Source organism: Pseudooceanicola marinus (assembly GCF_020177265.1).
Classification (GTDB): Bacteria; Pseudomonadota; Alphaproteobacteria; order Rhodobacterales; family Rhodobacteraceae; genus Pseudooceanicola; species Pseudooceanicola marinus_A.
In genome coordinates, this window is record NZ_JAIVMC010000016.1 from 44,329 (window position 1) to 68,720 (window position 24,392).

The 24,392-nt window shown below is 67.9% G+C and carries 19 protein-coding genes and 1 pseudogene; 9 read left to right on the plus strand and 11 right to left on the minus strand.

The genetic code is table 11. The annotated features are described in order from the left end of the window. Positions 1–21: 21 nt before the first annotated feature. The gene (locus LC066_RS20155; RefSeq protein WP_224902999.1) at positions 22–1,242 is read right to left on the minus strand and encodes an ABC transporter substrate-binding protein; all 1,221 of its coding nucleotides are present in this window, start codon (positions 1,240–1,242) and stop codon (positions 22–24) included. 42 nt (positions 1,243–1,284) lie between these two features. Further along, positions 1,285–2,229 carry a sugar phosphate isomerase/epimerase family protein gene (locus tag LC066_RS20160; protein WP_224903002.1) on the minus strand — a complete coding sequence of 315 codons (945 nt, stop codon included), beginning with the start codon at positions 2,227–2,229 and terminating at the stop codon, positions 1,285–1,287. A gap of 304 nt (positions 2,230–2,533) precedes the next feature. On the opposite strand from LC066_RS20160, the gene LC066_RS20165 reads away from it, so the two are divergent. After that, the gene (locus LC066_RS20165; RefSeq protein WP_222481245.1) at positions 2,534–3,580 is read left to right on the plus strand and encodes a LacI family DNA-binding transcriptional regulator; all 1,047 of its coding nucleotides are present in this window, start codon (positions 2,534–2,536) and stop codon (positions 3,578–3,580) included. Between the two features lie 47 nt (positions 3,581–3,627). Here the strand turns inward: LC066_RS20165 and LC066_RS20170 are convergent, their stop codons facing one another. Next, the gene (locus LC066_RS20170) at positions 3,628–5,277 is read right to left on the minus strand and encodes a GMC oxidoreductase (RefSeq protein ID WP_224903005.1); all 1,650 of its coding nucleotides are present in this window, start codon (positions 5,275–5,277) and stop codon (positions 3,628–3,630) included. Positions 5,278–5,582: 305 nt separating this feature from the next. Here LC066_RS20170 and LC066_RS20175 point away from each other — a divergent pair, with 305 nt between their 5' ends. Then, entirely contained in the window at positions 5,583–6,317 is a 735-nt protein-coding gene (locus LC066_RS20175; protein ID WP_224903008.1) for a UTRA domain-containing protein, read from the plus strand. Positions 6,318–6,394: 77 nt separating this feature from the next. Here LC066_RS20175 and LC066_RS20180 read toward each other — a convergent pair whose 3' ends face one another. Next, positions 6,395–8,317: an alkyl/aryl-sulfatase gene (locus LC066_RS20180; protein WP_224903011.1), complete on the minus strand. Its 1,923-nt coding sequence runs from the start codon at positions 8,315–8,317 to the stop codon at positions 6,395–6,397. A 203-nt stretch (positions 8,318–8,520) separates the two neighbouring features. On the opposite strand from LC066_RS20180, the gene LC066_RS20185 reads away from it, so the two are divergent. Beyond that, a complete protein-coding gene (locus LC066_RS20185; RefSeq protein WP_224903014.1) occupies positions 8,521–9,321 on the plus strand; it encodes a helix-turn-helix transcriptional regulator in 801 nt (266 codons plus the stop codon). A 153-nt stretch (positions 9,322–9,474) separates the two neighbouring features. Here LC066_RS20185 and LC066_RS20190 read toward each other — a convergent pair whose 3' ends face one another. The 6 genes from LC066_RS20190 to hisC form a co-directional block, all read right to left on the minus strand. Then, positions 9,475–10,008, minus strand: a complete 534-nt coding sequence (locus tag LC066_RS20190; RefSeq protein WP_224903016.1) for a HutD family protein — start codon at positions 10,006–10,008, stop codon at positions 9,475–9,477. Then, entirely contained in the window at positions 10,005–11,699 is a 1,695-nt protein-coding gene (hutU, locus tag LC066_RS20195) for a urocanate hydratase (protein WP_224903019.1), read from the minus strand. The genes LC066_RS20190 and hutU overlap by 4 nt, the downstream gene beginning before the upstream one ends. A gap of 15 nt (positions 11,700–11,714) precedes the next feature. Then, positions 11,715–12,530 carry an N-formylglutamate deformylase gene (gene hutG, locus LC066_RS20200; protein WP_224903022.1) on the minus strand — a complete coding sequence of 272 codons (816 nt, stop codon included), beginning with the start codon at positions 12,528–12,530 and terminating at the stop codon, positions 11,715–11,717. Further along, positions 12,530–14,071, minus strand: coding sequence for a histidine ammonia-lyase (hutH, locus tag LC066_RS20205; RefSeq protein WP_224903025.1), 1,542 nt, complete (start codon positions 14,069–14,071; stop codon positions 12,530–12,532). The genes hutG and hutH overlap by 1 nt, the downstream gene beginning before the upstream one ends. Further along, positions 14,064–15,245 carry an imidazolonepropionase gene (hutI, locus tag LC066_RS20210; protein ID WP_224903027.1) on the minus strand — a complete coding sequence of 394 codons (1,182 nt, stop codon included), beginning with the start codon at positions 15,243–15,245 and terminating at the stop codon, positions 14,064–14,066. The genes hutH and hutI overlap by 8 nt, the downstream gene beginning before the upstream one ends. A 93-nt stretch (positions 15,246–15,338) precedes the next feature. Next, the gene (gene hisC / locus LC066_RS20215) at positions 15,339–16,442 is read right to left on the minus strand and encodes a histidinol-phosphate transaminase (RefSeq protein WP_224903030.1); all 1,104 of its coding nucleotides are present in this window, start codon (positions 16,440–16,442) and stop codon (positions 15,339–15,341) included. Between the two features lie 76 nt (positions 16,443–16,518). On the opposite strand from hisC, the gene LC066_RS20220 reads away from it, so the two are divergent. From LC066_RS20220 to LC066_RS20240, 5 genes are all read left to right on the plus strand, one after another. After that, the gene (locus LC066_RS20220; RefSeq protein WP_224903033.1) at positions 16,519–17,292 is read left to right on the plus strand and encodes an SDR family NAD(P)-dependent oxidoreductase; all 774 of its coding nucleotides are present in this window, start codon (positions 16,519–16,521) and stop codon (positions 17,290–17,292) included. A gap of 134 nt (positions 17,293–17,426) precedes the next feature. After that, a complete protein-coding gene (hisD, locus tag LC066_RS20225) occupies positions 17,427–18,755 on the plus strand; it encodes a histidinol dehydrogenase (RefSeq protein ID WP_224903036.1) in 1,329 nt (442 codons plus the stop codon). A gap of 73 nt (positions 18,756–18,828) precedes the next feature. Beyond that, positions 18,829–19,842, plus strand: a complete 1,014-nt coding sequence (locus LC066_RS20230; protein ID WP_224903039.1) for a zinc-dependent alcohol dehydrogenase — start codon at positions 18,829–18,831, stop codon at positions 19,840–19,842. A gap of 4 nt (positions 19,843–19,846) precedes the next feature. Beyond that, a complete protein-coding gene (locus LC066_RS20235) occupies positions 19,847–21,154 on the plus strand; it encodes a hypothetical protein (RefSeq protein WP_224903042.1) in 1,308 nt (435 codons plus the stop codon). Further along, positions 21,151–22,311 carry an alpha-hydroxy acid oxidase gene (locus tag LC066_RS20240; protein WP_224903045.1) on the plus strand — a complete coding sequence of 387 codons (1,161 nt, stop codon included), beginning with the start codon at positions 21,151–21,153 and terminating at the stop codon, positions 22,309–22,311. Before LC066_RS20235 ends, LC066_RS20240 begins: the two co-directional genes overlap by 4 nt. A 27-nt stretch (positions 22,312–22,338) precedes the next feature. Here LC066_RS20240 and LC066_RS20245 read toward each other — a convergent pair whose 3' ends face one another. Continuing rightward, the gene (locus LC066_RS20245) at positions 22,339–23,550 is read right to left on the minus strand and encodes a replication initiation protein (protein ID WP_224903047.1); all 1,212 of its coding nucleotides are present in this window, start codon (positions 23,548–23,550) and stop codon (positions 22,339–22,341) included. A gap of 614 nt (positions 23,551–24,164) precedes the next feature. Here LC066_RS20245 and LC066_RS20250 point away from each other — a divergent pair. Then, positions 24,165–24,392, plus strand: a pseudogene (locus LC066_RS20250) (ATPase); the annotation flags it as partial.

Here is a 24,392-nt window from a genome sequence, read left to right on the forward strand (position 1 = left end):
CCCGATCTTGGTCGGCCTGGCTCAGTAGCTCAGCGCGTAGATGAACTCGTCCTGGAAGTCGGCGTAATCATAGGGGGCCGCCCAGAATTCGTTGATCAGATCGGCCAGGGCACCCTGGACGAAGCGCGGGCTGACGATGGCCATGTCCGCGGCGATCTCGTTCGCCTTCATCTTCTCGTTCGCCAGCTGTGCGCACATGTCATAGGACGACATGTCGACGTCGGTCCGCGCCGGGAAGGAGCCCTTCAGGGTGGTGAAACCCTTCTGTACTTCGGGGTCCAGCAGGGTTTCGGCCAGGGCCATCTGGCCTTCGGTGCCCTCTTCGACCTTGGGGAAGGTGAAGGCATCGACGACAATCATCATGTCCTGGTGGCCGGGGGTGATGGCGCAGCCATAGTCAACGCCCACTTCCTCACCGGCGGCGATGAATTCGCCCTTGGCCCAGTCGCCCTGGAACTGCAGCAGCGCCTCGTCCCGGATGACCTGGGCGGTGGCGTCGTTCCAGTTCAGGGTGGAAATGCCCTCGCCCACGTAGTCGTGCAGACGGTCGAAGATCTCGATGGCCTGGCGGAACTCGTCGGACATCACGATGTCCTCGTTGGCGTTCTGCAGCATGTCGTTGTAGGTGTCCGCGCCCAGGATCGAGACGGCGATCTGGTTGAAGACCTTGTTGGTCTGCCAGGACTGGCCGGAGAAGGCGAGCGGCATGATACCGGCCTCTTTCGCGGCATCCAGCATCTCAAAGAAGCCGTCCCAGGTGGTGGGCATCTCATCATAGCCCAGCTGTTCGGCCAGCGGGATGGAGTAGAAGAACCAGCTCTCGCCGTGCACGGAGATGGGCGAGTAGTAGTACTCGTCATCGCCCTGGAATCCGCCCATGGCGGTCTTGATCAGCTCGGGCAGCGCGGCTTCGGCCTCTTCGCTCACCACTTCGGTGATCGGCTGCATCAGGTCGCCGGCGATCAGGTCGGCGGCGTTGCGGCCGGCGATGTAGAACTTCGCGGCGGGCGGATCACCGGCCTGGATGCGAGACATGAAGGCCGCGTCGTCGTTTTCATAACCGGCGACGGAGGCGTCGACCCAGTTGAAGCCGCGCTCGGCCAGTGCATCCATGACGACCTGCTTGCCCTGGGCCTCGGACCCGGAGACCCAGCTGTTCTGCACTTCGACGTCTTGCGCGACGGCAACCGAGCCCATCAGGACGGTCGCCAGGGCGGTGGAGGAGACGAGATTCATTGGCATTCCCTGTGTTGGAGGAGAGGAGAGCTTTTGTTGTTGTCCCGATCAGCGCATCAGATGCGCGACCGAGGTTTCCACGAAGGACAGGCTGTCGCGGATCGTGGTGACGGGATCGGCCGATCCGTCCACTTCCAGCACCATCCAGCCTTCGAAGCCGGCGGCGGCATGGCCTGCGGCCCATGCCTGCCAATGCACCCGGCCCTGGCCCAGGGTGCAGAAATAGTCGCGGTGTTTGCCGTGCACGTCCGCGTCGATCACGATGTCCAGCGGCATGGGCGCGGTGGCGTCCTTCCAGTGGGTGATGACCAGCCGGTCGGCATGGCGGTTCAGCACGGCCACAGGGTCGGACCCGCACAGTAGCAGATGCGCGCTGTCGGGGCAGAGCCCGACGTACAGCGGATCGGTCAGCAGCATGAACAGATCGACGTCGCGGGCGGTGCACATCACCGAATGGCCTTCGGTGTGCAGCGCGGCGGTCAGGCCCAGGGGGGCCACGGTGGCGCCGATCTCGTTGCACAGCTGCGCAAGCGGGCGAGCATAGTCGATGTCGACGAACTGCACCGGGGCCTCGCCCTTGGTGCGGCGCATCGGCAGGCCGATCACCAGCGCCTGGCCGCCAAGCGGGGCCAGGAAGGCGGCCAGCGCATGGGCGTCGGCACAGATCTCGGCCCGCACGGCCGGGTCCGACAGATCGCCGAACCGTTCGAAGTCATGGTAGAAGCCAGAGATGATCGCCAGGCCCAGCTCATCCAGCCGGGCCTTCACGCCCTCGACGGATCCGTAGGCGCGCAGGGCCATCTTGTAGCCGAGCGGCCCGATCGAGGTTTCCACCCCGCGCACGCCCGCCTCGGCCACGGCCTCCAGCATCTTGTCCCAGAAGGCGCGCGGATCGGCCTCGGCCAGGGCATTGATCCCGTCGACATCCGCGACCCCCCAGAAATCCGGGTGGTAGAAGGTGATCAGATCGACGGCATAGTTTCGGTCGGTCAAAGTCCGTTCCTTGAATTCGGTGCCTTGCGGCCTGTCCGATCCGTGCCTGCCTCTTGCCGGGCATCGACGGACCCTGTTTGCGCTGTTTGTGGTAACGTTTGCCAAACTGCCGCAGCGTTCAAGCGCTTTTCTGAGTCAGCGGCAGAGCTTTCCGGAGCCGAACGAGATTTTTCTTGCCAGATGCGCAAAATTTTAGCGCAATGTTGCAAACGTTTGCCACACGTATGCGGTTTGCACCCCTCGTCGTTTGCCAATCCGCTCGGCGCGAGGGATCTTGCAGGTCATGAAGGACAAGGGCGATTCGATGTCAGACACGAAACAGAAGAGCGTCTCGCTGCATGACGTGGCAGAGGCGGCGGGGGTGTCGGTGTCCACCGTCAGCCGCGCCCTGGCCTTCTCCGACCGGATCAACGCCAAGACCCGCGCCCGCATCCTCGAAACCGTGCAGGAGCTGGGCTATCACCCCAATATCGCCGCGCGAAACCTGCGCCTGGGCCAGCAGAAGACGATCCTGGCGGTCATGCCCCACCACAAGGGCACGCAGATCACCACGGTCGCCAACGACGCCCAGCTGGGCATCGAACAGGCGGTGCGTGAACTGGGCTATACCCTGTCGGTGGTCAACATGCGCGACAGCGAACGGGTGGCGGGCCATGTCCTCGACCTGGTCTATGGCCGGCAGGTGTCGGGCACGATCATCCTGGCGGAAAACCCGATGGAGCTGAACGGCCGCGGCCTGATCGACGCGGGCCTTCCCGTGGTCAGCCTGACCGAGGACCTGACGCATCTGGGCATTTCCTCCGTCGTGTCCAGCGACCGTCAGTCGATGATGGAAGCGGTGGAGATGCTGGCCGGGCTGGGCCACGAGCGCATCTTCTTCATCTCCGGGCCGCAGGGCAGCTATCACAGCCGCCAGCGCGAGGCCGGGGTGCGCTCTGCCATGATCCGGCTGTTCGGATCGGACGAGAACCTGGTGAAGTACCGCGCCGATTTCGATGTCGAATCGGGCTGCGCCGCCGCGCGGGAGTTCCTGTCGCTGGACCATCGCCCGACCGCCGTCATCTCCTGGGCGGACGAGGTCGCCATGGGGTTCCAGAGCGTTGTGCAGGAGGCCGGGCTGAAGATCCCCGACGACGTGTCGCTGGTGTCCTTCGACGGGCTTTGCGCGCTGCGCTACACGCAGCCGCCGATCACCACCTTCGATCAGAACGTGCGCGAATTGGGCGCCCATGCGGCGCGGCTGCTGGTCGACCTGATCGACAACGGCAGCCCGCAGGAAGCCCAGCTGATCGAATACCCCGCGAAGATGTTCGCCGGCCGCTCGGTCGGGGCCCCGGCGAAGCGGGACTGACCCGCAGGGGCCGGGCGGCGGACCGCCCGACCCAGTAGTGAGTCCGCTCAGGCCGCCTGGTCGGTCGTGGCCTTCAGCTCTTCCGCCGCGTGACGCGCCACGCGCAGGCTGTGCGCCATCACCGTCAGCGTGGTGCCGGTCACGCCGCAGCTGGCGAAGGCGCTGGCATCGCTGACAACGACGTTAGGCACGTCCCAGACCTGGCCCCATTCGTTCAGCACCGACCGCGCCGGGTCGTTGCCCATGACGGCCCCGCCGGCCTCGTGGATGGCGGCCCCGATGGTCATGGATTTATGGAAGAATTTCCGGAACATCGTGCGGCTCAGCCAGTCGGCATCGGGGAAGGGACCCCGACCCAGTTCGCGCAGACCCAGGGGCGAGCCGACGAACTCCAGCTGCGCGCCCTGCTCTTCCATCAGCGCGATCATGCTGTCCTCGGTGCGCCGCGCCAACAGCTCCTCGTACTCGTGCATCTTGCAGCGGATATGCGGCGCGGGGATGCCCCAGGCGTCCTTCTTCTTCGGATCCAGGGTGATCCGGTTGTCCGCATGGGGCAGCATCGAGCCGAAGCAGAAGAAGGAGATCCGCGCCGGCGCATCGGGCGTCGCGGTGTCGGCCCGGCCGACGGACCCCTGCGAGGCGAACTCCAGCCGCTCGGTCATCGGGACCTCGTCGCGCATGATGAAGAAGCCACCGATGGAGCCGTAGTAATCGTCGAAATCGGGGAAGGTCTGCTGCCCCTTGGCCCGTGGGTAATCCCCCTGCCCGATCACCGGCACCTGGTCCATGAAATAGCGGCCCAGCTGGCCCGCGTTGTTGCCCAGCCCCTGGGGCTGCGTGTCGCTTTTCGAGTTCAGCATCAGGCGCACCGTCTCGATCGGCGAGGCCGCGAGGACCACCGTGTCGGCGTGGTAGCTCAGCACCGCGCGGGTCTCGCGGTCGATGATCTCTACCCCGGTGGCGCGGTCGCCCTCGGTCAGCACGCGGCGCGCGATGGCGTTGTAGCGCACGGTCAGTTTGCCCGTGGCCTTGGCGGCGGCCAGCGGCGCCAGCATCCGGTCGCTGCGCGGCGGCAGGATGCGCCAGGGGATCACCGGCTTTTTCAGGTGGGCCGCCTCGACATCGGCCTTGAAGGTCTTCTCGGCCTCGGTCAGCGGCACCGGCGCGATCACCTTGCTGTCCGGGGTCGCGGTCAGGCCATCGGCGTTGCCGTGCAGGCCCAGGACCTCCTCGACCTCGTCGTAATAGGGTGCCATGTCGGCGTAGGAGATCGGCCAGTCCAGCCCCAGCCCGGCGCGGCTGGCGGGCTTGAAATCGTCATCGGACCAGCGGAACAGCACCCGGCCGAAGACATGGGTGCGGCCGCCTTCCTGGTTGCCGCGCACCCACAGGAAGGGCGCATCCTTGGGCGTGGTATAGGGGCTCTTGCGGTCGTTGACGTAGAACTTGGCGAACTGCCGGGCAAAGAACATCGCCCGCGCCTGCACCCCCTGGCCGGTCATCGTGGCCAGGGCCCGGTCCATCAGGTTCACCGTGTTCTTCGGCTTCCGCTCGGACTTCACGAAGTCCGAAGGTTTCTTCTGCTCACCGGATTCCAGCATCAGGACGGACAGGCCCTGTGCGGTCAGTTCCTGGGCGGCAACGGCACCGGCGGCGCCAGCTCCGACGATCAGCGCGTCGTATTTCTGTTCAGACATGCAAGTTCCAGACGTTGATCCCGGGGCAGCCCCGGCAAATTTTGGCAAACGTTTGCAGGATTACACGGCGGGGTGCAATGGGGCCGCGTGGGATTTGGCCGCCCGCAACAGGCCGGTGCCGCGCCAATTGCCCAGCATTTCAGCAAATCGAACGGTCGCGGGGGCAACAGTCGTGACGGCATCCCGCCCCGTCCGGGGTCCCGGCGATTGTCTCCCCCGACTCATGTCTGTACATTTCAACCCTGCTGCCCCGGCCTCGCCGGCCAGGCATTTCAGATCCCAGACCGACAGGACCCGGCCCGACCATGGCGGCAGCACAGACCGAGACCCTTCATTCCCGCATCCTGGACGAGATCAGCCGCAAGATCATCGACGGCAGTTGGCCCCCGGGCCATCAGCTTCCGAAGGAGACCGAGCTGGCGGCGCAGTACGGCGTCTCGCGGATGACAATGAACAAGGTGCTGACCCAGCTGGCGCAGGAAGGCTACGTGATCCGGCGCAAGCGCACCGGCACCGTGGTCGCCCAGCCCCGGGCGCAGGCGGCGGTGCTGGCGATCAACAACATCCAGGATGAGGTCGCGGCCCTGGGCCGAAGCTATCGCTGGCACCTGCTGTCCGCCGACACCCGCCCCGGCACCGCCCAGGACCAGCGCCTGCTGGACCTGGATGCAGGCGAGGCCACGGCGGACACCCTGTTCCTGCAGGGGCTGCACTATTCCAACGACGACCCCTTCTGCCTGGAAACCCGCGCCATCAACCTGGCCGTGGTGCCCGATGCGGCAACGATGGATTTCGCGACTGAGGTGCCGGGCAGCTGGCTGTTGCAGACCATGCCCTGGACCAACGCGCGCCACCACGTGCGCGCCGTCAACGTCTCGGGCCGCGATGCGACCGCGCTGAACCTGCCCGTCGGCGCCGCCTGCCTGGAGATCCTGCGCAAGACCCAGATCGAGGGTGACTGGGTGACCTATGTCCGCCTGCTCTACCCCGGCGAGGCGCATCAGCTGGTGGCGGAGTTCGAGGGTCGCCTGGGCGGCTGAGCCGCGGTGCCGGCGCGCCCCACCCCGAAAACAGGAACGGGCCCCGAAGGGCCCGCCCGCGTTTCGCTCAAGGCCGCTCAGCCGAGGTACTCATCCTCATGCGCCTTCTTCGGGTGGGTCGAGATCGGGAACCACAGCGGGAAGGTGTCGAGCATGGCAAAGAGTTGGCTGACCACCTCGGACTTTCCGCTGATCTGCGCGCCACCTGCCAGCAGGGCGTCGTGGCCCGCCTCGCCCAGGGCCAGCTGGCTCAGCAGCTCGCGCGAGAGGGTGACGGTGGCATCCGCCGCCGGGTTCGGCTCGGCACGGGTGTAGAGGACGGAGTTCGAGATCTCGATCGCGCAGGCATCGCCGCTGTCCGAGACTTCCCAGTTGATCACGCAGTCATGACCGACGGCGGCGGGGCCGTTCAGGCGGATCGACATGGCGCCGATCAGGTCCTGGGCGTCCATCCCCTTCATCACGTCGCGCATGTTGCGGTGGTTCTTGGCGCCCTCGGGCAACCCGTGGCGCAGTTCCTGCGCGGCCGAGAGGTAGGCGTTGCGCCAGGTGGCGTTCTCGGTCTGATACCCCAGCTGGCTGTGGGTCTTGGCCAGCAGTTCCTTCGCCTCCGCATGGTCGGGCTCGGCCCAGATCACCTGATCGAGGATCGAGGCGACCCAGCGGTATTCGCCCTTGTCGAAATCGGCCTGCGCCTTCTCCATCACGGCATCGACACCGCCCATGTATTCCAGCGTCTTTTTCGCCTGCGGGCGCGGCGGCAGCGGGTCCAGGGTGGCGGGGTTGCCGTCGTACCAGCCCAGGTAATAGGCGTAGATGCCGCGCACGTTGTGCTTGATCGAACCGTAGTAGGGCCGCAGCGCCCAGTTGCTTTCCAGCTCGGGCGGCAGGGTGATCGCATTGGCGATTTCCGCGCCGACATAGCCGTGCGACATCAGGCGCAGGGTCTGGTCATGCAGGTACTTGATCGCGTCACGCTGCTGGCTGAGGTATTTCAGCATGTTCTCGCGGCCGAAGACGGGCCAGTTGTGGCCGCCCACCATGATCTCGGCGTCATCGAAACGCAGCGAGCGGTCCAGCGTGTCGGCCCAGGCCGAGGCATCGCGGGGGAAGGCGCCGCGGATGGTGTAGATGTTGACCATGCACATGTAGGCGTTGTCGGCCACATGCACCGTCTTGCGCTTGGGGAAGTAGGCGTGCAGGCCCGTCGGCGCCTCGCCGGGGGCATACATGCACTCGATCACCTCGCCATCCACCTCGAAGCTGGCGCCGCCCTTGGGCACCACGTCGGTGGGCAGGATGAAGGTGACGGTGCCGCCCTCGATCGCCTGGCCCAGGCCGTTGTCGATCAGGCCGGTGGCGCCGACGGGCAGGTTTTCCCCAAACATGTAATCGCCGCGCGCGGGCATGCCCTCGGCCGCGAGGCCCTGTTCCTTGATGACCCAGTGGACGAAATCATCGGTGGCGATGATGCGGACCTTGCCGGCCTTCACGTCCTCTTCGCTGACCAGCCCGCGGATGCCGCCGAAGTGGTCCGAATGGGTGTGGGTGATGACCACGCCCAGCACCGGCTTTTCCGCCACATGCTTGTGCATCAGCGCCAGCGCGTAGCGGGCGGTTTCCACCGTGGTCAGGGCGTCGACGGCGATGTAGCCGTTCTCGGTCTCGACGAAGGTGATGTTGGCCTGGCTTTCGCCGCGCACCTGGTAGACGCCCTCGGTCACCTTGAAGAGGCCGCGCACGTTGTTCAGCTGCGCATGCCGCCACAGGCTGGGGTGGGCGGTGTCGGGGGCGTCTTCGGCCAGCGTGGTCTCGAACGCCTCGTGGTGCCAGACGATGTGGCCCTCGTCATCCAGGATCGCCGGATCGGCGGGGCGCAGCATCAGGCCACGCTCGGCGGCGTCGAAATCGGCGCGGGTGGCCCAGTCGAAGACCGGGCTGTCCTTGGCCGCCTGCTGCGCGGCGCGGGTAAACTCGGTGGCCTTGTCGGTATTTCTCATGATCGTCCTGCCTTGGGGGCCGCGCAGGGGAGAAGGCGCGGCCGGGTGGTTCGCACGGGGGACCAGGCCCCCACCTTAGCCCAAGGGGTACGCGGTGGCGCCCGCATGTGGGATTACCAAAATGGGTAGGCCGCCCGGCCGTCCCGGGCCATCGGGCCCTCAGGGGCGTTGACACCTTCCCGGCTTTGCCGCAGGCCCTTTGCATGACCCAGCCCCCGACCGCCCCGCAGTCCCGGCCGCGTGATGCGGTGACCCAGGCCCTGGGCAACATGATCGCCGCCATCGGCGAGCCCTGGTTCTACGAGGCCCTGCTGGCCTATATCGGCGCCGTGGTTCCCAACGACAGCGCCCTTGTCGTCGTCTGCGATCACGACAAGGCCCCGGCGGTGCGCTGTGATCAGCTGCTGCCAAGCCAGCGGTCGCGACTTTACGAGACCTGGATGAGCGGCGTGTTCCAGCTCGGCCCCTACTACAACATGCACCGGCAGGACCGGCCCGACGGCCTCTACATGCTGCGCGAGATCGCCCCCGACAACTTCCGCGCCTCCGAGTATTTTCGCGTCTACTATCGCCAGATCGGCCAGTCCGACATGGCCGGCTACCTGATCCGCACGGGCGAAGAGCGGCACGTCATCGTCTATCTCTCGCGCATGGCCGGCAATCCTCGGTTCAGCCTGGCCGAGCGGCGGCAGCTGATGAACATCGCGGAAATCTCGATCCAGTCGACGCTGAAGCACTGGCAGATCCGCCAGGACCGGCTGGTGGACGCGGGCCAGGGGCGCAACCGAGCGCTGCTGGCCAGCTTCGGGCGGTCCGTGCTGTCGGACCGCGAGTACGAGATCGTGCACATGCTGTTGCAGGGCCATTCGGCCAAGCAGATCGCCCATGATTTCGACATCACCGACCATACGGTCCGGGCGCATCTGAAACATGCCTACAAGAAGCTGAAGGTGCGCAGCCAAGCCGAGCTGTTCTCGCTGCTGCTGCGCCACCTGGGGGTGTGAGGAAGGCATCCGCGATGTCCCGCCCGGCGGGCAGCGCCCGACCCGCCCCGTTTCGCCGAAGGCGAACCTCTAGTTCGACGGGCGGGCGCTACACGCCCACGCTCGGGCCGGGCGCTGCCCTCCGACCTTTAGGGCAGACCAAAGGGAAAACCGTCATTTCTCAAGAATGAGGATCAACAGGCACCCGTCCGGCACCGCCTCCGGCGCGCCGTCCAGCTCCACCAGATCATACCGCCCCAGACCCAGCTCCGCCCGGTCCTCGCGGGCAAACAGGTAAGCGCCCAGCACAGCCGCACCCGGCACCGGCTCTCCCGGTTGCAGCACGACCCCGCGCAGCGGCGCGCGCACCATCAGGTTCAGGTCCAGCAGGCCCTCCCCCGGCAGTTCCGCGTCGCAGGCCAGACCGCCGTCGAAGGGATGCGGCCCGCTTTCGGGGTCCGTCTCGATCACCGATCCGTCCTCGAACCGCAGCACCATGGCGCCGCCTTCCAGCACGGTCAGCACCCGGTCGATCCCGGGAAAGACCGAGAAGGGGCCGGATCCGCCGACCTTCGCCGTGCTGATCCGCCACTGAAAATCCTCGAACCCCGCGCCGGCGGGATGGCAGATCACCTCTGCCGTCTCGCCGCCGCCGTTCTTCCAGGGGGCAAAGCGCCGCTCTGCCGCCCTGTGAATTTTACCGTTCATCCGAGGATCCTGGGCAGGTTCAGCCCGTGTTCCTTCGCGCATTCGATCGCCTCCGGGTAACCCGCATCCGCATGGCGCCAGACGCCCGACGCGGGATCATTCCACAGCACCCGCTCCAGCCGCTTGGCGGCCTCGGGCGTGCCGTCGGCACAGATAACGACCCCGGCGTGCTGGGAAAAGCCCATGCCGACCCCGCCGCCGTGGTGCAGCGACACCCAGGTGGCCCCCGAGGCGGTATTCACCAGCGCGTTCAGCAGCGGCCAGTCCGACACGGCGTCCGACCCGTCGCGCATCGCCTCCGTCTCCCTGTTGGGCGAGGCGACCGAGCCGCTGTCGAGGTGATCGCGCCCGATCACCACCGGCGCCTTCAGCTCGCCATTGGCCACCATCTCGTTGAACTTCAGCCCCGCGCGGTGACGATCCCCCAGCCCGATCCAGCAGATGCGGGCGGGCAGGCCCTGGAACTCGATCCGGTCGCGCGCCATGTCCAGCCAGCGGTGCAGGCCCTCGTTCTCGGGGAACAGCTCCTTCATGGCCTGGTCGGTCTTGTAGATGTCCTCGGGATCACCCGACAGCGCGGCCCAGCGGAAGGGGCCGATGCCGCGGCAGAACAGCGGGCGGATGTAGGCGGGCACGAAGCCGGGGAAGGCAAAGGCGTTTTCCAGCCCCTCTTCCTGGGCCATCTGGCGGATGTTGTTGCCGTAATCCAGCGTCGGGATCCCGGCGTTCCAGAAGCCGACCATGGCCGCCACGTGATCCTTCATCGAGGCGCGCGCGGCACGGTTCACCGCCTCCGGCTCGCTTTCCTGCTTGGCGCGCCATTCGGCCACGGTCCAGCCTTTCGGCAGATAGCCGTGGTAGGGATCATGGGCCGAGGTCTGGTCGGTGACGATGTCGGGCCGCCCGTTGGGCATCGCCTCGCCCGCCTGCACGCGGCGCAGGATCTCGGGGAAGATCTCGGCGGCATTGCCGATCAGGGCCACGGATTTCGCCTCGCCCGCCTTGGTCCAGCGGTCGATCATCGCCAGCGCCTCGTCGAGGTCGTGGGTCTTCTCGTCACAATACCGGGTGCGGATGCGGAAATCGGCGCGGGTCTCGTCGCATTCCACGGCCAGGCAGCAGGCGCCGGCCATCACCGCCGCCAGCGGCTGCGCGCCGCCCATGCCGCCCAGACCGCCGGTCAGGATCCACTTGCCCGTCAGGTCGCCGTCGTAATGCTGACGCCCCGCCTCGGCGAAGGTCTCATAGGTGCCCTGCACGATGCCCTGCGCCCCGATGTAGATCCAGGACCCGGCGGTCATCTGGCCGTACATCATCAGGCCCTTCTTATCGAGCTCGTTGAAATGCTCCCAATTGGCCCAGTTGGGCACGAGGTTCGAGTTGGCGATCAGCACGCGCGGCGCATCCGCATGGGTGCGGATCACGGCAATCGGCTTGCCCGACTGGACGATCAGCGTCTCGTCCGCCTCCAGCTTTTTCAGGCTGTCGCAGATAGCGTCGAAATCCTCCCAGGTGCGCGCCGCGCGGCCAATGCCGCCGTAAACGACCAGCTCATGCGGGTTCTCGGCCACATCGGGGTGCAGGTTGTTCATCAGCATCCGCAGCGGCGCCTCGGTGACCCAGCTTTTCGCGGTCAGCTCGGTCCCCGTGGGGGGGAAGATGTCGCGGGTGTTGTGGCGGGGGTTGGTCATGTCTGGGGTCCTCTCTCAAAGGCGCGGCAGCTGCGGGGCGGGCCGGGCGGCGGCCTCGGCGGCCTGCAGGATATCGGTCAGGATGGTCTTCAGCTGCGGGCGCAGCGTGGCGATCTTCTCGGCGTCCACCTCGAAGGGCAGATCCTCGGTCTCCAGGTAGGCGGACTGGGCCAGCTCCATCTGGATGGCGTGAATGCCACGGCCCGGGCGGCCGTAGTGCCGGGTGGTCCAGCCGCCGCGGAAGCGCCCGTTCACCACATGGCTCTGCCCGGTGGCGGCGCAGGCCTCACGGCAGGCGGCCTCGATCTCGGCCGCGCAGGTCGTACCGCCGTCGGTGCCGATGTTGAAATCAGGCAGGGTGCCCTCGAACAGCCAGGGGATGACCGAGCGGATCGAGTGGCAGTCGTAGAGCACCGCATAGCCGTGGATCGCCTTCACCCGCGCCAGCTCGGCCTCCAGCGCCGCATGGTAGGGCGCGTGGAAGGCCGTGACGCGGCGGGCCACCTCTGCGGCGTCGGGCGCCTCGTCCCAGATCGGCACGTTGTCGAATGTCGTCTCGGGCACCAGCCCGGTGGTCGTCTGCCCGGGATACAGCGACTGCCCCGAGGGGTCGCGGTTGGCGTCGATCACGTAGCGGTGGAAGCTGGCGCGCACCATCGTGGCGCCGTCGATCAGCCCCCCATAGAGCTGGTGAATATGCCAGTCGGTGTCGCGCAGCAGCTGGCCCTCGTCGTTGAGGCACGCCTTGATGTCCTCGGGCACCCAGGTGCCGGTATGCGGCAGGCCGAGCACCAGCGGGCTGTCGCCCTGAACGATCTGAACCGGATCCATCACGCCACCTCCGGCAGGGCCACGCCCAGATCGAAGATCAGCGCGCCTTCCGCCACCAGGTCATGGGCGGCGGCCAGGTCGGGCGCCATGTAGCGGTCATCGCCCAGTTCCGCCACGCGGCTCCGCAGCGCGGCGATGGCGGCCGTCAGCGGCACGGAGGTTTCCAGCGGCCCGCGCAGGGCCACCCCCTGCGCCGCCGTCACCGCCTCGATGCCCAGGATGTTGAAAAGGTTGCGGGTCATCAGACCCAACCGCCGCGCGCCGTGACAAGCCATGGACACGTGGTCCTCCTGGTTGGCCGAGGTGGGCGTCGAGTCGATGGACGCCGGATGCGCCAGCTGCTTGTTCTCGCTCATCAAGGCGGCAGAGGTCACCTCGGCGATCATCAGCCCCGAATTCAGCCCCGGCTTCGGCGACAGGAAGGCCGGCAGGCCGAAGCTCAGCGCCGGGTCCACCAGCAGGGCGATGCGGCGCTGCGCGATGGCGCCGATCTCGGAGACGGCCAGGGCGATCTGGTCGGCGGCAAAGGCCACCGGCTCGGCGTGGAAGTTGCCGCCAGAGACGACCGATCCATCCGACAGCACCAGCGGGTTGTCGGTGGCGGCGTTGGCCTCCACCTCCAGCGTGCGGGCGGCCTGGCGCAGCAGGTCCAGGCAAGCGCCGCCGACCTGGGGATGGCAGCGCAGGCAATAGGGGTCCTGCACCCGCTCGTCGTCATCACGGTGGCTCTCGCGGATCTTCGATCCCGCCAGCAGGGCGCGCAGGGAGGCCGCCACCTCCACCTGGCCCGCATGGCCGCGCAGGGTGTGGATCTCCTCGGCGAAGGGCGCGGTGGATCCCATGGCCGCATCGGTGGACAGCGCCCCGGTCACGACCGAGGTCATCAGCGCCCGCTCCGCCCGGAACAGCCCCGCCAAGGCCAGCGCGGTGGAGGCCTGGGTGCCGTTGATCAGCGCCAGCCCTTCCTTGGCCGACAGCTCGATCGCCTCCAGCCCGGCCTCGGCCAGCGCCTGCGACGATGGCATCCGGCGGCCCTGGTAGATGGCCTCCCCCTCGCCCAGCATGGTCGCGGTCATATGCGCCAGCGGCGCCAGATCGCCCGACGCCCCGACCGAGCCCTGTTCGGGGATCAGCGGCAGCAGATCGCGGGCCAGCATGTCCAGCATCAGCTGCACCACCTCGGCCCGGATGCCCGAGGCGCCGCGCGACAGCGACATCACCTTCAGCACCATGATCAGCCGCGTGACCTCCGGCGCCAGCGGGTCGCCCACGCCGCAGCAATGGGACAGGATCAGGTTGCGTTGCAGGGTCGCCGTGTCCTCCACCGCGATCTTGATCGAGGCCAGCTTGCCGAAGCCGGTGTTCACCCCGTAGACAGCGGCGTTTCCGGCGGCGACCTCGGCGATGCGGGCGGCGGCGGCGTCGATGGCGGGCCAGGCCCTGTCATCCAGCGTGATGCCCGCGCCGTCCCAGTAGATCCGCGCCAGGGCCCGCAGGGACACGGCGCCGGGGGTCAGATGTTCAACCTTGGTCTCAGCCATGGGTGACGGCTCCTTCAAAGACACGCATATGCATCGGGTTCAGGCCGATCCGGCCGACAAGCTGGGCGGGACGTTCCGCATCCCAGACGGTGAAATCCGCCGACAGGCCGGGCGCCAGCCGCCCGGTCACGTCCCCAAGGCCCAGGGCGCGGGCGCCATGGGTCGTCACCGCGTCCAGGCATTCCGCCACGGTCATCCCCCACAGGACCGCGCCCATGTTCATGGTCATCAGAAGCGAGGTCAGGGGAGAGGTGCCGGGATTGCAATCCGTGGCCAGCGCCATGGGTACGCCAGCGGCGCGCAGGGCGGCGACGGGCGGTTTCTGCGCCTCGTTCAGGGTGTAATAGGCGCCGGGCAGCAGCACCGCGACGGTGCCGGAGGCGGCAATGGCGGCCACGTCCTCGTCGGTGGCGTATTCGAAATGATCCACCGACAGGGCGCCATGGCGCGCGGCCATCAGGGTGCCGCCCGAGCGGGTCAGCTGTTCGGTATGCAGTTTCACCGGCAGACCCAGCTCGCCCGCGCGGGCAAACAGCGGCTCCAGCTCCTCGGCGGAAAAGGCGATCCCCTCGCAGAAGCCGTCGACGGCATCAACCAGCCCCTCGGCCTGGGCGGCCTCCAGCCCGGCAATGGCGACCTCGCGGATATAGCCCGCCTTGTCGCCTTCGTATTCGGGCGGCAGGGCATGGGCCGCCAGCCAGGTGGTGCGCAGACGGAAGGGGCGCAGCGCGGCCAGGCGTTTGGCGGCGCCCAGCATCTTCAGCTCGCTCTCGATGTCGAGGCCATAGCCCGACTTGATCTCGATGGTCGACGTGCCCTCGGCCAGCAGCGCATCGAGGCGCGGCAGGGCTTCGGCCACCAGCTGTTCGACATCACGCTCGCGGGTGAACCGCATGGAGGCTTTGATGCCGCCGCCCGCCCGCGCGATATCCTGGTAATCGGCCCCTTCCAGCCGCATCTCGAACTCGCCCGTGCGGTCGCCGCCGAAAACCAGGTGGGTGTGGCAATCGACGAAAGAGGGCAGCACCAGCCGTCCGCCCAGGTCCACCACCTCGGCCCCCGCCTGCGACAGATCGGGGCCGATGGCGGTGATCTTGCCGCCTTCGGTCTCGATCTGCTGCGGCGCGGCCTCACCGGCCAGTCGCGCGTTGATCCAGATCCTGCGTGTCGTCATGGGCCTCTCCGGGTCGGCGTGTCGGGATTCATTAAGTATAGACATAAAGATCCCGAGCTGCCTAGGGGGTTTCTGGTCCGCCCCCTGCCCTGGCTACAGAACGGCCTCCAGCGCGCCCAGGAACTGATCGTTTTCCGCCGCCAGCCCGATGGAAACGCGCAGGAAGCTCTCATAGCCCGGCTGTTTCCAGGGCTTCACGATGACCCCGTGATCGATCAGCGCCTCGGCCACCGGGCCGGAGGCGCGCGCGACATTGACGAACAGGAAATTGCCCTTCGACGGCAGCACCTCCAGCCCCCGTGCGCGCAGGGCGTCGGCCACCCGGTCGCGCTCCGCCAATGTGTCGGCCACGGCGGCCTGCATGCCTTCCGGCGCGCGCAGCGCCGCCAGCGCGGCGGCCTGGGCCACGGCGTTGACGTTGAAGGGCGTGCGCACCAGATGCATCGCGGAAATCAGCGCGTCGCTGTTCGACAGCCCGTAACCGATGCGCAGCGCCGCCAGCCCCCAGGCCTTGGAAAAGGTGCGCAGAATCAGCAGCGGCTTGTCATGGCCGCCGATCCGTTCGGTGCCGGGCAGGTAGTCTGACCCGGCGGCATATTCCACGTAGGCCTCATCCAGACACAGAACGCTGTCGGGATGCTGCGCCGCCAGCACCTGGTCCAGTTGGTCGGGCGTCAGCCAGACCCCCGCCGGGTTCATCGGGTTGGCCAGCAGGATCAGCCGCACAGGCCGCGCCACGGCCTCCAGCAGGGCGGCCATGTCGATCTCCCGCTCCTCGGTCAGACCGATTCGCGTGACCTCCGCCCCCATCATCCGGGCGTAATCCTCGTGCAGCGGGAAGGACGGGTAAAGCGTCACCACCTCGTCGCCCGCCTGCAACAGCGCGCGGGCCAGCACGTTCAGCAGATCCTCGGACCCGTCGCCAAAGACGATGCGCGCGGCCTCCACCCCGGTCTCCGCCGCCAGCTGCGCCGCCAGCGCCCGGGCCGAGGGATCGGGGTACATCTGCGTCCGCCCCAGCACCTCCGCCATGGCCGCGCGCACGGGCGCGGGCAGCGGGTGCGGGTTCTCGTTCGAGCCCAGCTTGGCAATGGGCCGCCCGCCACAGCGGCTGGCCACGTCCTCCAACGACAGGCCGGAATTGTAGGGGGCAAGCGCCGCCAGTTCGGGGCGCAGGGCGATTTCGGTTGCGGACATGGGGGGAACTCCGTTGACTAGGCGCCGGGGAGGGGGCAACTTATGTCTAGACATGTCAAGCGAAAGTGACCTTCCCATGGCCGAAACTCCGCCGCTGCCCGCCGATTGCACCTTCGATTTCACCGGCCGCCGGGTGCTGGTCACCGGCGCCAGTCGTGGCATCGGCCGCACGCTGGCCCTGGCCTTTGCCCGCGCCGGCGCCGACCTGGTGCTGACCGCCCGCGCCCTGCCCTCGCTGGACGACACGGCGGCCGAGGCCCGCGCGCTTGGCCGCGACGTGATCTGCCGCGCCGTGGATCAGCAGTCGGTCGCCGCCGTGCAGGAGGGGTTGTCGGATCTGCCCCCGCTGGACGTTCTGGTCAACAACGCCGGGATCGAGGACGTGCGCCCCACCCTCGACGTGGACGAGGCGCTCTGGGACAAGATCGTCGATACCAACCTGAAGGGCGCCTTCTTCGTCGCCCAGGCGGCGGCGAAATCCATGGAGGGACGCGGCGGCGCGATCATCAACCTGGCCTCGCTGACCTCTTTCGTCGGTGTCCCCACGGCCACCCCCTATACCGCCTCGAAAACCGGCATCCTGGGCATGACCCGCGCCATGGCCGCCGAATGGGCGCCCTTGGGCATCCGCGTCAACGCCATCGCGCCGGGGTATTTCGAAACCGGCCTCACCTCGACCTTCTACGAGGATGAGGGCTGGGTGCAGGCGATGACCGACAGCGTGCCCATGGGCCGCCTCGGCAATCTCGACGATCTGGAGGGCGCGACCCTCTTCCTTGCCTCCTCCGCCGCGCGCTATATCGCCGGGCAGTGCCTGGCCATCGACGGCGGCTTCCTGGCTAAAATCTAGGCAGATCCGCCGCCGCCCGGCCCGCGCCACGCTCCGCAGGCGCAATAAGTATATACAATTCAGGTCCGGTGGCTAGAACAGCCCCGACCGCTCTCCCGAAGGCCCCGCGGGGCCGCCAAGAAAAAGGTGCTCCCATGCCCCAAGTGACCCAGCACAGCCTCGCCGGCCTCTCGCCCGAAGACCGCGCCGCCCTGACCAACCGGTCCGAGGCCGACCTGTCCTTCTTCCTGGAAAAGGCCGCGCCGATCATCGAGGCCGTGCGCACCGAAGGCGACGCCGCCCTGGTCCGCTTCGGGCGCGAGTTCGACAAATCCGAGGGCCTGACCGCCGACATCCTGCAGGCGCCGGAGAGCGAATTCGACGAGGCCTTCGACCTGGTGGAGCCCGAGGTGATCGAGGCGATCCGCAAGGGCATCCGCAACATCCGCACCTTCCATGAAGAACAGGCGCCGGAACCCATGTGGCTCAAGGAAGTCAGCCCCGGCGCCTTCGCCGGTGACCGCTGGACGCCGATCGACTCCGTCGCGCTTTACGTGCCGCGCGGCAAGGGCTCCTTCCCGTCCGTCACCATGATGACCGCCGTGCCCGGCGCCGTGGCCAAGGTGCCGAACCTGGCGATCTTCACGCCCCCCGGCCCCGACGGCAAGGTGGACGCGGCCACCCTGGTCGCCGCCCGGCTCGCCGGCGTCGAAACCATCTACAAATGCGGCGGGGCCCAGGCCGTGGCCGCCGCCGCCTATGGCACCGAAACCGTGAAGAAGGCGCAGAAGATCGTCGGCCCCGGCTCCCCCTGGGTCGTCGCCGCGAAACGCCTGCTGGCCTCGGAAATTGACCCGGGCCTGCCCGCCGGCCCGTCCGAGGTGATGATCCTCGCCGACGACACGGTGCACGGCGGGCTGGCCGCCATGGACCTGCTGATCGAGGCCGAACACGGCCCCGACAGCTCCGCCTGGCTGGTCACCAACTCGCAGCGCGTCATCGACGAGGCGCTGGAGGCCCTGCCGGAGCTTTGGGCCGCGATGACCGACCAGCGCGTCGAGTTCTCCCAATCCGTGCTGTGCAACGGCGCGGGCGGCATCGTCCTGGCGGCTGACATGGATGACGCCTGCGCCTTCGTGAACGAATACGCCCCGGAACACCTGGAAATCCTGTCGGAGAAACCTTTTGAGTACCTGGGCCAGATCACCGACGCGGCCGAGGTCCTGATGGGCACGCACACCCCCGTGTCGATCGGCAACTTCGCCCTCGGCCCGAACGCCGTGCTGCCCACCTCCAAGGGGGCAAAAACCTACGGGCCGCTGTCGGTCACCGATTTCCTGCGCCGCTCCTCCATCGGCTACGTCACCGAAAAGGGCTACCCGGAACTGGCTGAAACCGCCCACACCCTGGCGAAATACGAGGGCTTCTCCTCGCACGCCAACGCGGTCAGCGAGATGCGTGCGAAGTACCTGAAGAAGTCCTAAAATGACGTCGTGAACCGAGGGGGCCGCGCCCGCCGTGGCCCCCTGCCCGTCCGATCCAAGAAAGGCCGATCAAATGCGCGCCGTCCGTCTTCATGCCACCCGCGACCTGCGTTTCGAAACCGTTGACGCCCCCCTGCCGCCCCGGCCGGATGAGGTGACCCTGCGCGTCACCGCCGCCGGGATCTGCGGATCGGACCTGCACAACTACGCCACCGGCGCCTGGATCAGCCGCGCGCCCTCGGTCGCCGGGCATGAATTTACCGGCGTCGTGACAGCCGTCGGCGGCGACGTGGCCCATGTGGTCGAGGGCCAGCGCGTCATCGTCGACAGCCGCCACACCTGCGGCACCTGCCCCGCCTGCCTCGAAGGCAACGGGCAGGTCTGCGACGACCTCGGCTTCCTGGGCGAAAAGATCGACGGCGGCTTTGCCGAATCCGTCACCCTGCCCGCCCGCAACGTGGCCCCCGCCCCCGAAGGCGTGCCGGACCGGCACCTGGCGATGGTCGAACCGCTGGCCGTGGCCCTGCACGCCGTCCGACGCCTGGATGCGCCCGAAGGCGCCGAGGTGGTGGTCACCGGCTGTGGCCCGATCGGCGGGCTGGTGGCCCTGCTGCTGACCCGCGCCGGCCATCCCGTCCGGGTGATCGACCTGAACGCGGCGCGGGTGAACCTGGTCTGCGAGGCCACCGGCGCCACCGCCGCCACGCTCGACGCCCTGCCCCGCTTCCGCTTTGCCGTCGACACGACCGGCGCCGCGCCCGTCATCTCCGCCCTAGTCGAGGCGATCGCGGGCTGTTCGCGCCTGGCCCTGGTGGGCATCGGCGCGGCGAAACCGCTCTTGGACCCCGTGCACCTGGTGGAACGCGAAATCACCCTGCTGGGCTGTCACGCCTACGGCCCCGAGTTCTTCGAGGTGGCACCGATGCTGCCCGATCTGGCGCCCGCGCTCGATGCCTTCATCGCCGCCGAGATCCCGCTGGAAGCCGTGCCGGACGCCTACGAATCCCTGCTGGCGGGCGACAGCACCGGGTTGAAGACGATCATCGACTGCGCCGTTGCCGCCGACATGGGCCGCCCGGGGGAATGACCCGGTGACGACCACGGCCCAAGACACGCCTGCCCCCCTGCCCTCCCGCACCGCCCGCATCCGCGCCACCGCCCGCCATGACCGCGCGGCGGCGGAACGGATGCTGCAGGATTTCATCGCGGGCCTCTTCGACATCCCCGTCACCGATCTGGCGATCAACGTCGATCGCTACTCGCTGAACTCCCTCAACGGCACCTTCCGCTCCGGCGACCGGCGCCTGTTCTTCAAGTTCCACCAGGAAGAGGGCGAGGAGGAGATGACCGGCGAATACTACCGCGCCGACCTGCTGACCCGCGCCGGGCTGCCGGTGGATCAGCCGGTGCACATCTCTACCCTGCCGGGCGAACAGCTGCTGGTCTATCGCCACCGGGACGACCCGCGGTTTTCCGATGTACTCTTCGCTCTCGACCAGACCCCCGACGCGGCGGCCGAGGATCAGGCCGTCGCCGCAGAGGCCCGCCTGAACGACGCCCTGCTGCGCGTGGCGCAAGACACGCTGCACCCGATCACCCCCGCGCAATCGGCGGCCGAACCCATCCACCGGCTGTTCCACGAACGCCTGTCCGATCCTGACGGCACCTACCCCGGCGGCCGTCTCGGCAGCTTCTACGCCGACAAGTCTTTTGACTTTCCCGGCCTGACCCTGACGTGGGACCAGATCGCCGATGCCCAGCCCGTGCTGAACGGCCAGCCCCATGCCCTGAGCTTGCGCGCCCTCTTCGACCGCGCCCAGACCCGCCTGGCGCCCGAGGCTCTCGCCGATGCGGGCGGCGTCACCGCCCATGGCGACGCCCATAACGCCAACGTCTGGTACGAGGCTGCGGGCGACGCCCCGCACCTCGCCTTCTTCGACCCGGCCTTCGCGGGCGATCACGTCCCCGCCCTGCTGGCCGAGGTGAAATCCACCTTCCACAACTGCCTGGCGCATCCCTTCTGGCTCTACACGCCCGAGATCGCCGAGGCCCGCCAAACCGCCACGGTCCGGCTGCAAAACGGCCAGCTGCAGATCGACACCGACTGGCAGCTGTCCCCCCTGCGCCAACGCCTGCTGGACACCAAGGCCGACCATTTCTGGCGCCCCTTCCTGGCGGAACTCGCCGCCCGCGACATGCTCCCCCCCGACTGGGAGGACGTCATCCGCACCGCCCTCTTCCTCTGCCCGACGCTGGTGATGAACCTGCGCGCGGGCGAGGGCGCGCATAACCCCACCTCCTCCGCCATCGGCCTGGCCACGGCCCTGGCCGCCGGGTCGCCGCCCACCTCGGGCCGCGACCGGATGAGCGATTTCTTCGACCGGATCCGCCCCGCATGACCGACCTCTCCCGCCGCTTCGTCACCACCGACGACTTCGCCCGCACGGCCCGCCGCAAGCTGCCGAAGATCTTCGCCGATTACATCGATGGCGGCTCGTTCTCCGAAACCACCCTGCGCCGCAACCGCGAGGGGTTCGACCGCTACATGCTGCGCCAGCGGGTGCTGCACCCGCTGGGTCCCGCCGACCTGACGACGCCCCTCGGGACCGGAACCGCCGCCCTGCCCTTCGGTCCCGGCCCCGTCGGTTTCATGGGGCTTTACCACCGCGACGGCGACATCTGCGTCCACCGCGCCGCCACCCGCGCCGGCACCCCCTGCGTGATCTCCACCTTCTCGATCAACGGGCTGGCGACGATGAAACAGGCGGCAGGCACCGTGCCTGACTTCCAGCTCTACCTGGACCGCGACCCGGAGGTGAACGCCTCCTACCTCGACCAGTGCCGCGCCACCGGCGTCAAACGCATCTTCCTGACGGTCGACACAGCCATCACCTCGGTCCGCGAACGCGACGTGCGGAACGGCTTCCGCGCCGTCTCGCGCATCACGCCCTCGCTCTTCCTGCAATTCGCCGCCCGCCCCGCCTGGTCGCTGTCCCTGCTGCGCGGCGGCTTCCCGGAGGTCGAGCTGGTCGCCGGCCGCCCGGAATTCGGCAAGGGCGCCCTCGCCCAGGCCGGCAACCTCTCGGGTCGCCTCGACATCGACCTGACCTGGGACAAGGTGCGCCAGCTGCGCGCCGACTGGGATGGCGAGTTGATCATCAAGGGCATTTCCGACCCCGAGGACGCCGCCCGCGCCGCCGCCGAAGGGATGGACGGCATCGTGCTGTCGAACCACGGCGGGCGACAGCTCGACCACGGGCCAGCCACCATCACCCGGCTACAGGCGGTACGCGCGGCGCTCGGCCCCGATCCGATGCTCTTCATCGACGGCGGCTTCCGGCGCGGGTCCGACATCGTGAAGGCCATCGCCCTGGGGGCCGATTTCGTCATGATGGGCCGCCCCTTCGCCTGGGCCGTGGCGGCGGCGGGCGAGCCGGGCGTCGATCACCTGATCCGGCTGCTGGCGGCGGAAACCGCGATCACCCTGCAACTGATGGGCCTGACCTCGATCGCCGAGCTGAAAGAGGCCGGCCCCGAGATCCTGTTGACCGCGTGATAGTGCTGACCGCGTAACCCCGGCCGCTCACCCGTCCAGATCGTCGAAGGCCCCGGGCGACAGCTCTTCCCAGAAGGCGGTGATCGCGGCGGCGTTCAGGGCCGACATCCAGCCGTAGCGCTCGAAATCGGCCCGCGCCGCGCCCTCCAGCCGCGACAGGAACAGCCGCTTGTCCGCATCCCGCTGGGTCGGCGTGCGCGCCTGCGCCAGCTCCTGGATGCGGCCCAGCCGTTTCGCCCGGGCGGAACTGGGCGGCGCGGGGTTTCGCGACGAAACCTCTTTCGATCCGGTTGACGCCCCGCCCGCCCCCTCGCGGTAATCTTCACGCAGGGCGGCGGTCAGGTAGCCGACGGCGTTCTTCACGCCCCCCTGCCCCGCGATGTAATCGAGCTTCTGCCCCACGTAATCCTCGCCATGTTCACCGATCCACTGCCGCGCCAGCCGGTCGCTGACGCCAAGCGCGCGGATCCGGGCATAAACATCGGAATTGCGCACCCCGGCGCCGTCGTCGATGTCCAGGATGGCCAGCTGCGGGTTCTCCGCGATCTTGAACCGAATGTCCGTCACCGTGCGCCCCATCTTCCGGGTCTCCGGCGTCACCACGATATTGCTGGTCTTGTTCACCTCGGCCACGGCGGGCTTGATGATCTTGGCGTTCAGATGCTTGTAGGTCTCGTAGTAGGGGCTGTCGGCCACGCCCATCAGGCGGCGGAACAGGTCCAGCGACCACCAGCCCGTCGACCCGGTGCGCACGAAGCGGTAGCAGTTTTCATATAGCGCCAGCGCATGGCCGCTGGTGAACCGCCGCTGGATGTTCAGGTTGATGAGGGCAAAGACCTTCGGATCGTTCAGCTTCTCCGCCAGCGCGGGGGAATAGGCGTATTCGCAGACGCCCCCTTTCAGCTTGGCATAGGACAGAAGCGCCGAAACCCCCCATTCCTGTTGCCCGTCGGCATCCAGCATGTCCCATTCCGCCACCGTCTCGGCCAGACCCCGCAGGGACGCCTTCAACGTGTCCATGTCGTTGGAGTTGTAGCCGATCATCAGGCACAGGGTCCGCGCGTCGATGCGGTGCACCTGCTGGCTGACCAGCGTGTCGTAGGCGTTCAGCAGCAACACGTTGCTCAGCTTGCGTTGCAGCAGCGTCAGCTTGCCCGAGACGTGGATCGCCGCCACGTGTTTCTTCACCGCGCCCCGGCGCAGGCTGCCCGTCAGCTGATCGCGGGGAATGTCGTCCATGCCTCGTCCTCCGGGCCGCACGGCCCTGCTCCGCCTCCCGGTTGCTCCGGGATGACCTCCGGCGCCCGTCGCGGACGCCCGGGCGACTCGCCTGCTCACGCGCCTCGCCTTGGCAAAGTATCCCGGATAAGGTGCCCACGCGCAAGCGCGCCATTGGCACCTTTCAGCCTTGGAAAGGGCGATCCCGTATCCGGGTGCCTCAGGATCGGGGCCCCGCGCAAAGGGACCCGTTTCCGGGATCAACCTGCGGGACGGGACTCGCCCCCGCCCCCGGGGATTCGCCGAACACCGCGTTTTCCCCTTGTTTACGGGGTGCGGCGAGGGTTTTCCCGCGAATCGGACCCCGTCCTCCCGGAAACGGGTCCCTTTCGCCCCGGTTTCAGGCCCCCCTGCCCCTGTATCCGGGCACCCGTGGTCGGGTAACTCCCTGATATAAAAAGACGATCCGGCCCGTAAAGATTCTTAAAAGACTCTGAAAGAGCATAAACAGACTGCCTGTTGTCCTCTTTTCCGGTATTTTTCATTAGGAAAGGGGCCTGGGCGATTCCCATCGACCCTGCCATGTGCGATACTTTCCCGGATATCTGGAAAAATAGCGGACATGCGGAGTTTCCATGGCACCGAAGAACGGAACCGGATCCCGGTCCGACCTGCCCCCCTATTTCAACATCGACCCGGCCGAGGCGGCAAGCCACCTGTCCGAGCCGATCACCACCACGCGCTTCGCCAAGGCCGCGACCTTCGCCGCCCGGGGCCGCGATGACCTCGCCAAGCGCGGCTATGCCCCCGATGGCGCCAAGCGGCTGCGCAAGTTCTCCACCTGGGAGGTGTGCCGCTACCTG

Excerpts from the sequence above, each read along its gene's own strand:
- LC066_RS20155 (WP_224902999.1), bottom strand. The coding sequence starts at position 1,242 with ATGCCAATGAATCTCGTCTCCTCCACCGCCCTGGCGACCGTCCTGATG.
- LC066_RS20165 (WP_222481245.1), top strand. The coding sequence starts at position 2,534 with ATGTCAGACACGAAACAGAAGAGCGTCTCGCTGCATGACGTGGCAGAG.
- LC066_RS20170 (WP_224903005.1), bottom strand. The coding sequence starts at position 5,277 with ATGTCTGAACAGAAATACGACGCGCTGATCGTCGGAGCTGGCGCCGCC.
- LC066_RS20175 (WP_224903008.1), top strand. The coding sequence starts at position 5,583 with ATGGCGGCAGCACAGACCGAGACCCTTCATTCCCGCATCCTGGACGAG.
- LC066_RS20180 (WP_224903011.1), bottom strand. The coding sequence starts at position 8,317 with ATGAGAAATACCGACAAGGCCACCGAGTTTACCCGCGCCGCGCAGCAG.
- LC066_RS20185 (WP_224903014.1), top strand. The coding sequence starts at position 8,521 with ATGACCCAGCCCCCGACCGCCCCGCAGTCCCGGCCGCGTGATGCGGTG.
- LC066_RS20190 (WP_224903016.1), bottom strand. The coding sequence starts at position 10,008 with ATGAACGGTAAAATTCACAGGGCGGCAGAGCGGCGCTTTGCCCCCTGG.
- hutU (WP_224903019.1), bottom strand. The coding sequence starts at position 11,699 with ATGACCAACCCCCGCCACAACACCCGCGACATCTTCCCCCCCACGGGG.
- hutG (WP_224903022.1), bottom strand. The coding sequence starts at position 12,530 with ATGGATCCGGTTCAGATCGTTCAGGGCGACAGCCCGCTGGTGCTCGGC.
- hutH (WP_224903025.1), bottom strand. The coding sequence starts at position 14,071 with ATGGCTGAGACCAAGGTTGAACATCTGACCCCCGGCGCCGTGTCCCTG.
- hutI (WP_224903027.1), bottom strand. The coding sequence starts at position 15,245 with ATGACGACACGCAGGATCTGGATCAACGCGCGACTGGCCGGTGAGGCC.
- hisC (WP_224903030.1), bottom strand. The coding sequence starts at position 16,442 with ATGTCCGCAACCGAAATCGCCCTGCGCCCCGAACTGGCGGCGCTTGCC.
- LC066_RS20220 (WP_224903033.1), top strand. The coding sequence starts at position 16,519 with ATGGCCGAAACTCCGCCGCTGCCCGCCGATTGCACCTTCGATTTCACC.
- hisD (WP_224903036.1), top strand. The coding sequence starts at position 17,427 with ATGCCCCAAGTGACCCAGCACAGCCTCGCCGGCCTCTCGCCCGAAGAC.
- LC066_RS20230 (WP_224903039.1), top strand. The coding sequence starts at position 18,829 with ATGCGCGCCGTCCGTCTTCATGCCACCCGCGACCTGCGTTTCGAAACC.
- LC066_RS20240 (WP_224903045.1), top strand. The coding sequence starts at position 21,151 with ATGACCGACCTCTCCCGCCGCTTCGTCACCACCGACGACTTCGCCCGC.
- LC066_RS20245 (WP_224903047.1), bottom strand. The coding sequence starts at position 23,550 with ATGGACGACATTCCCCGCGATCAGCTGACGGGCAGCCTGCGCCGGGGC.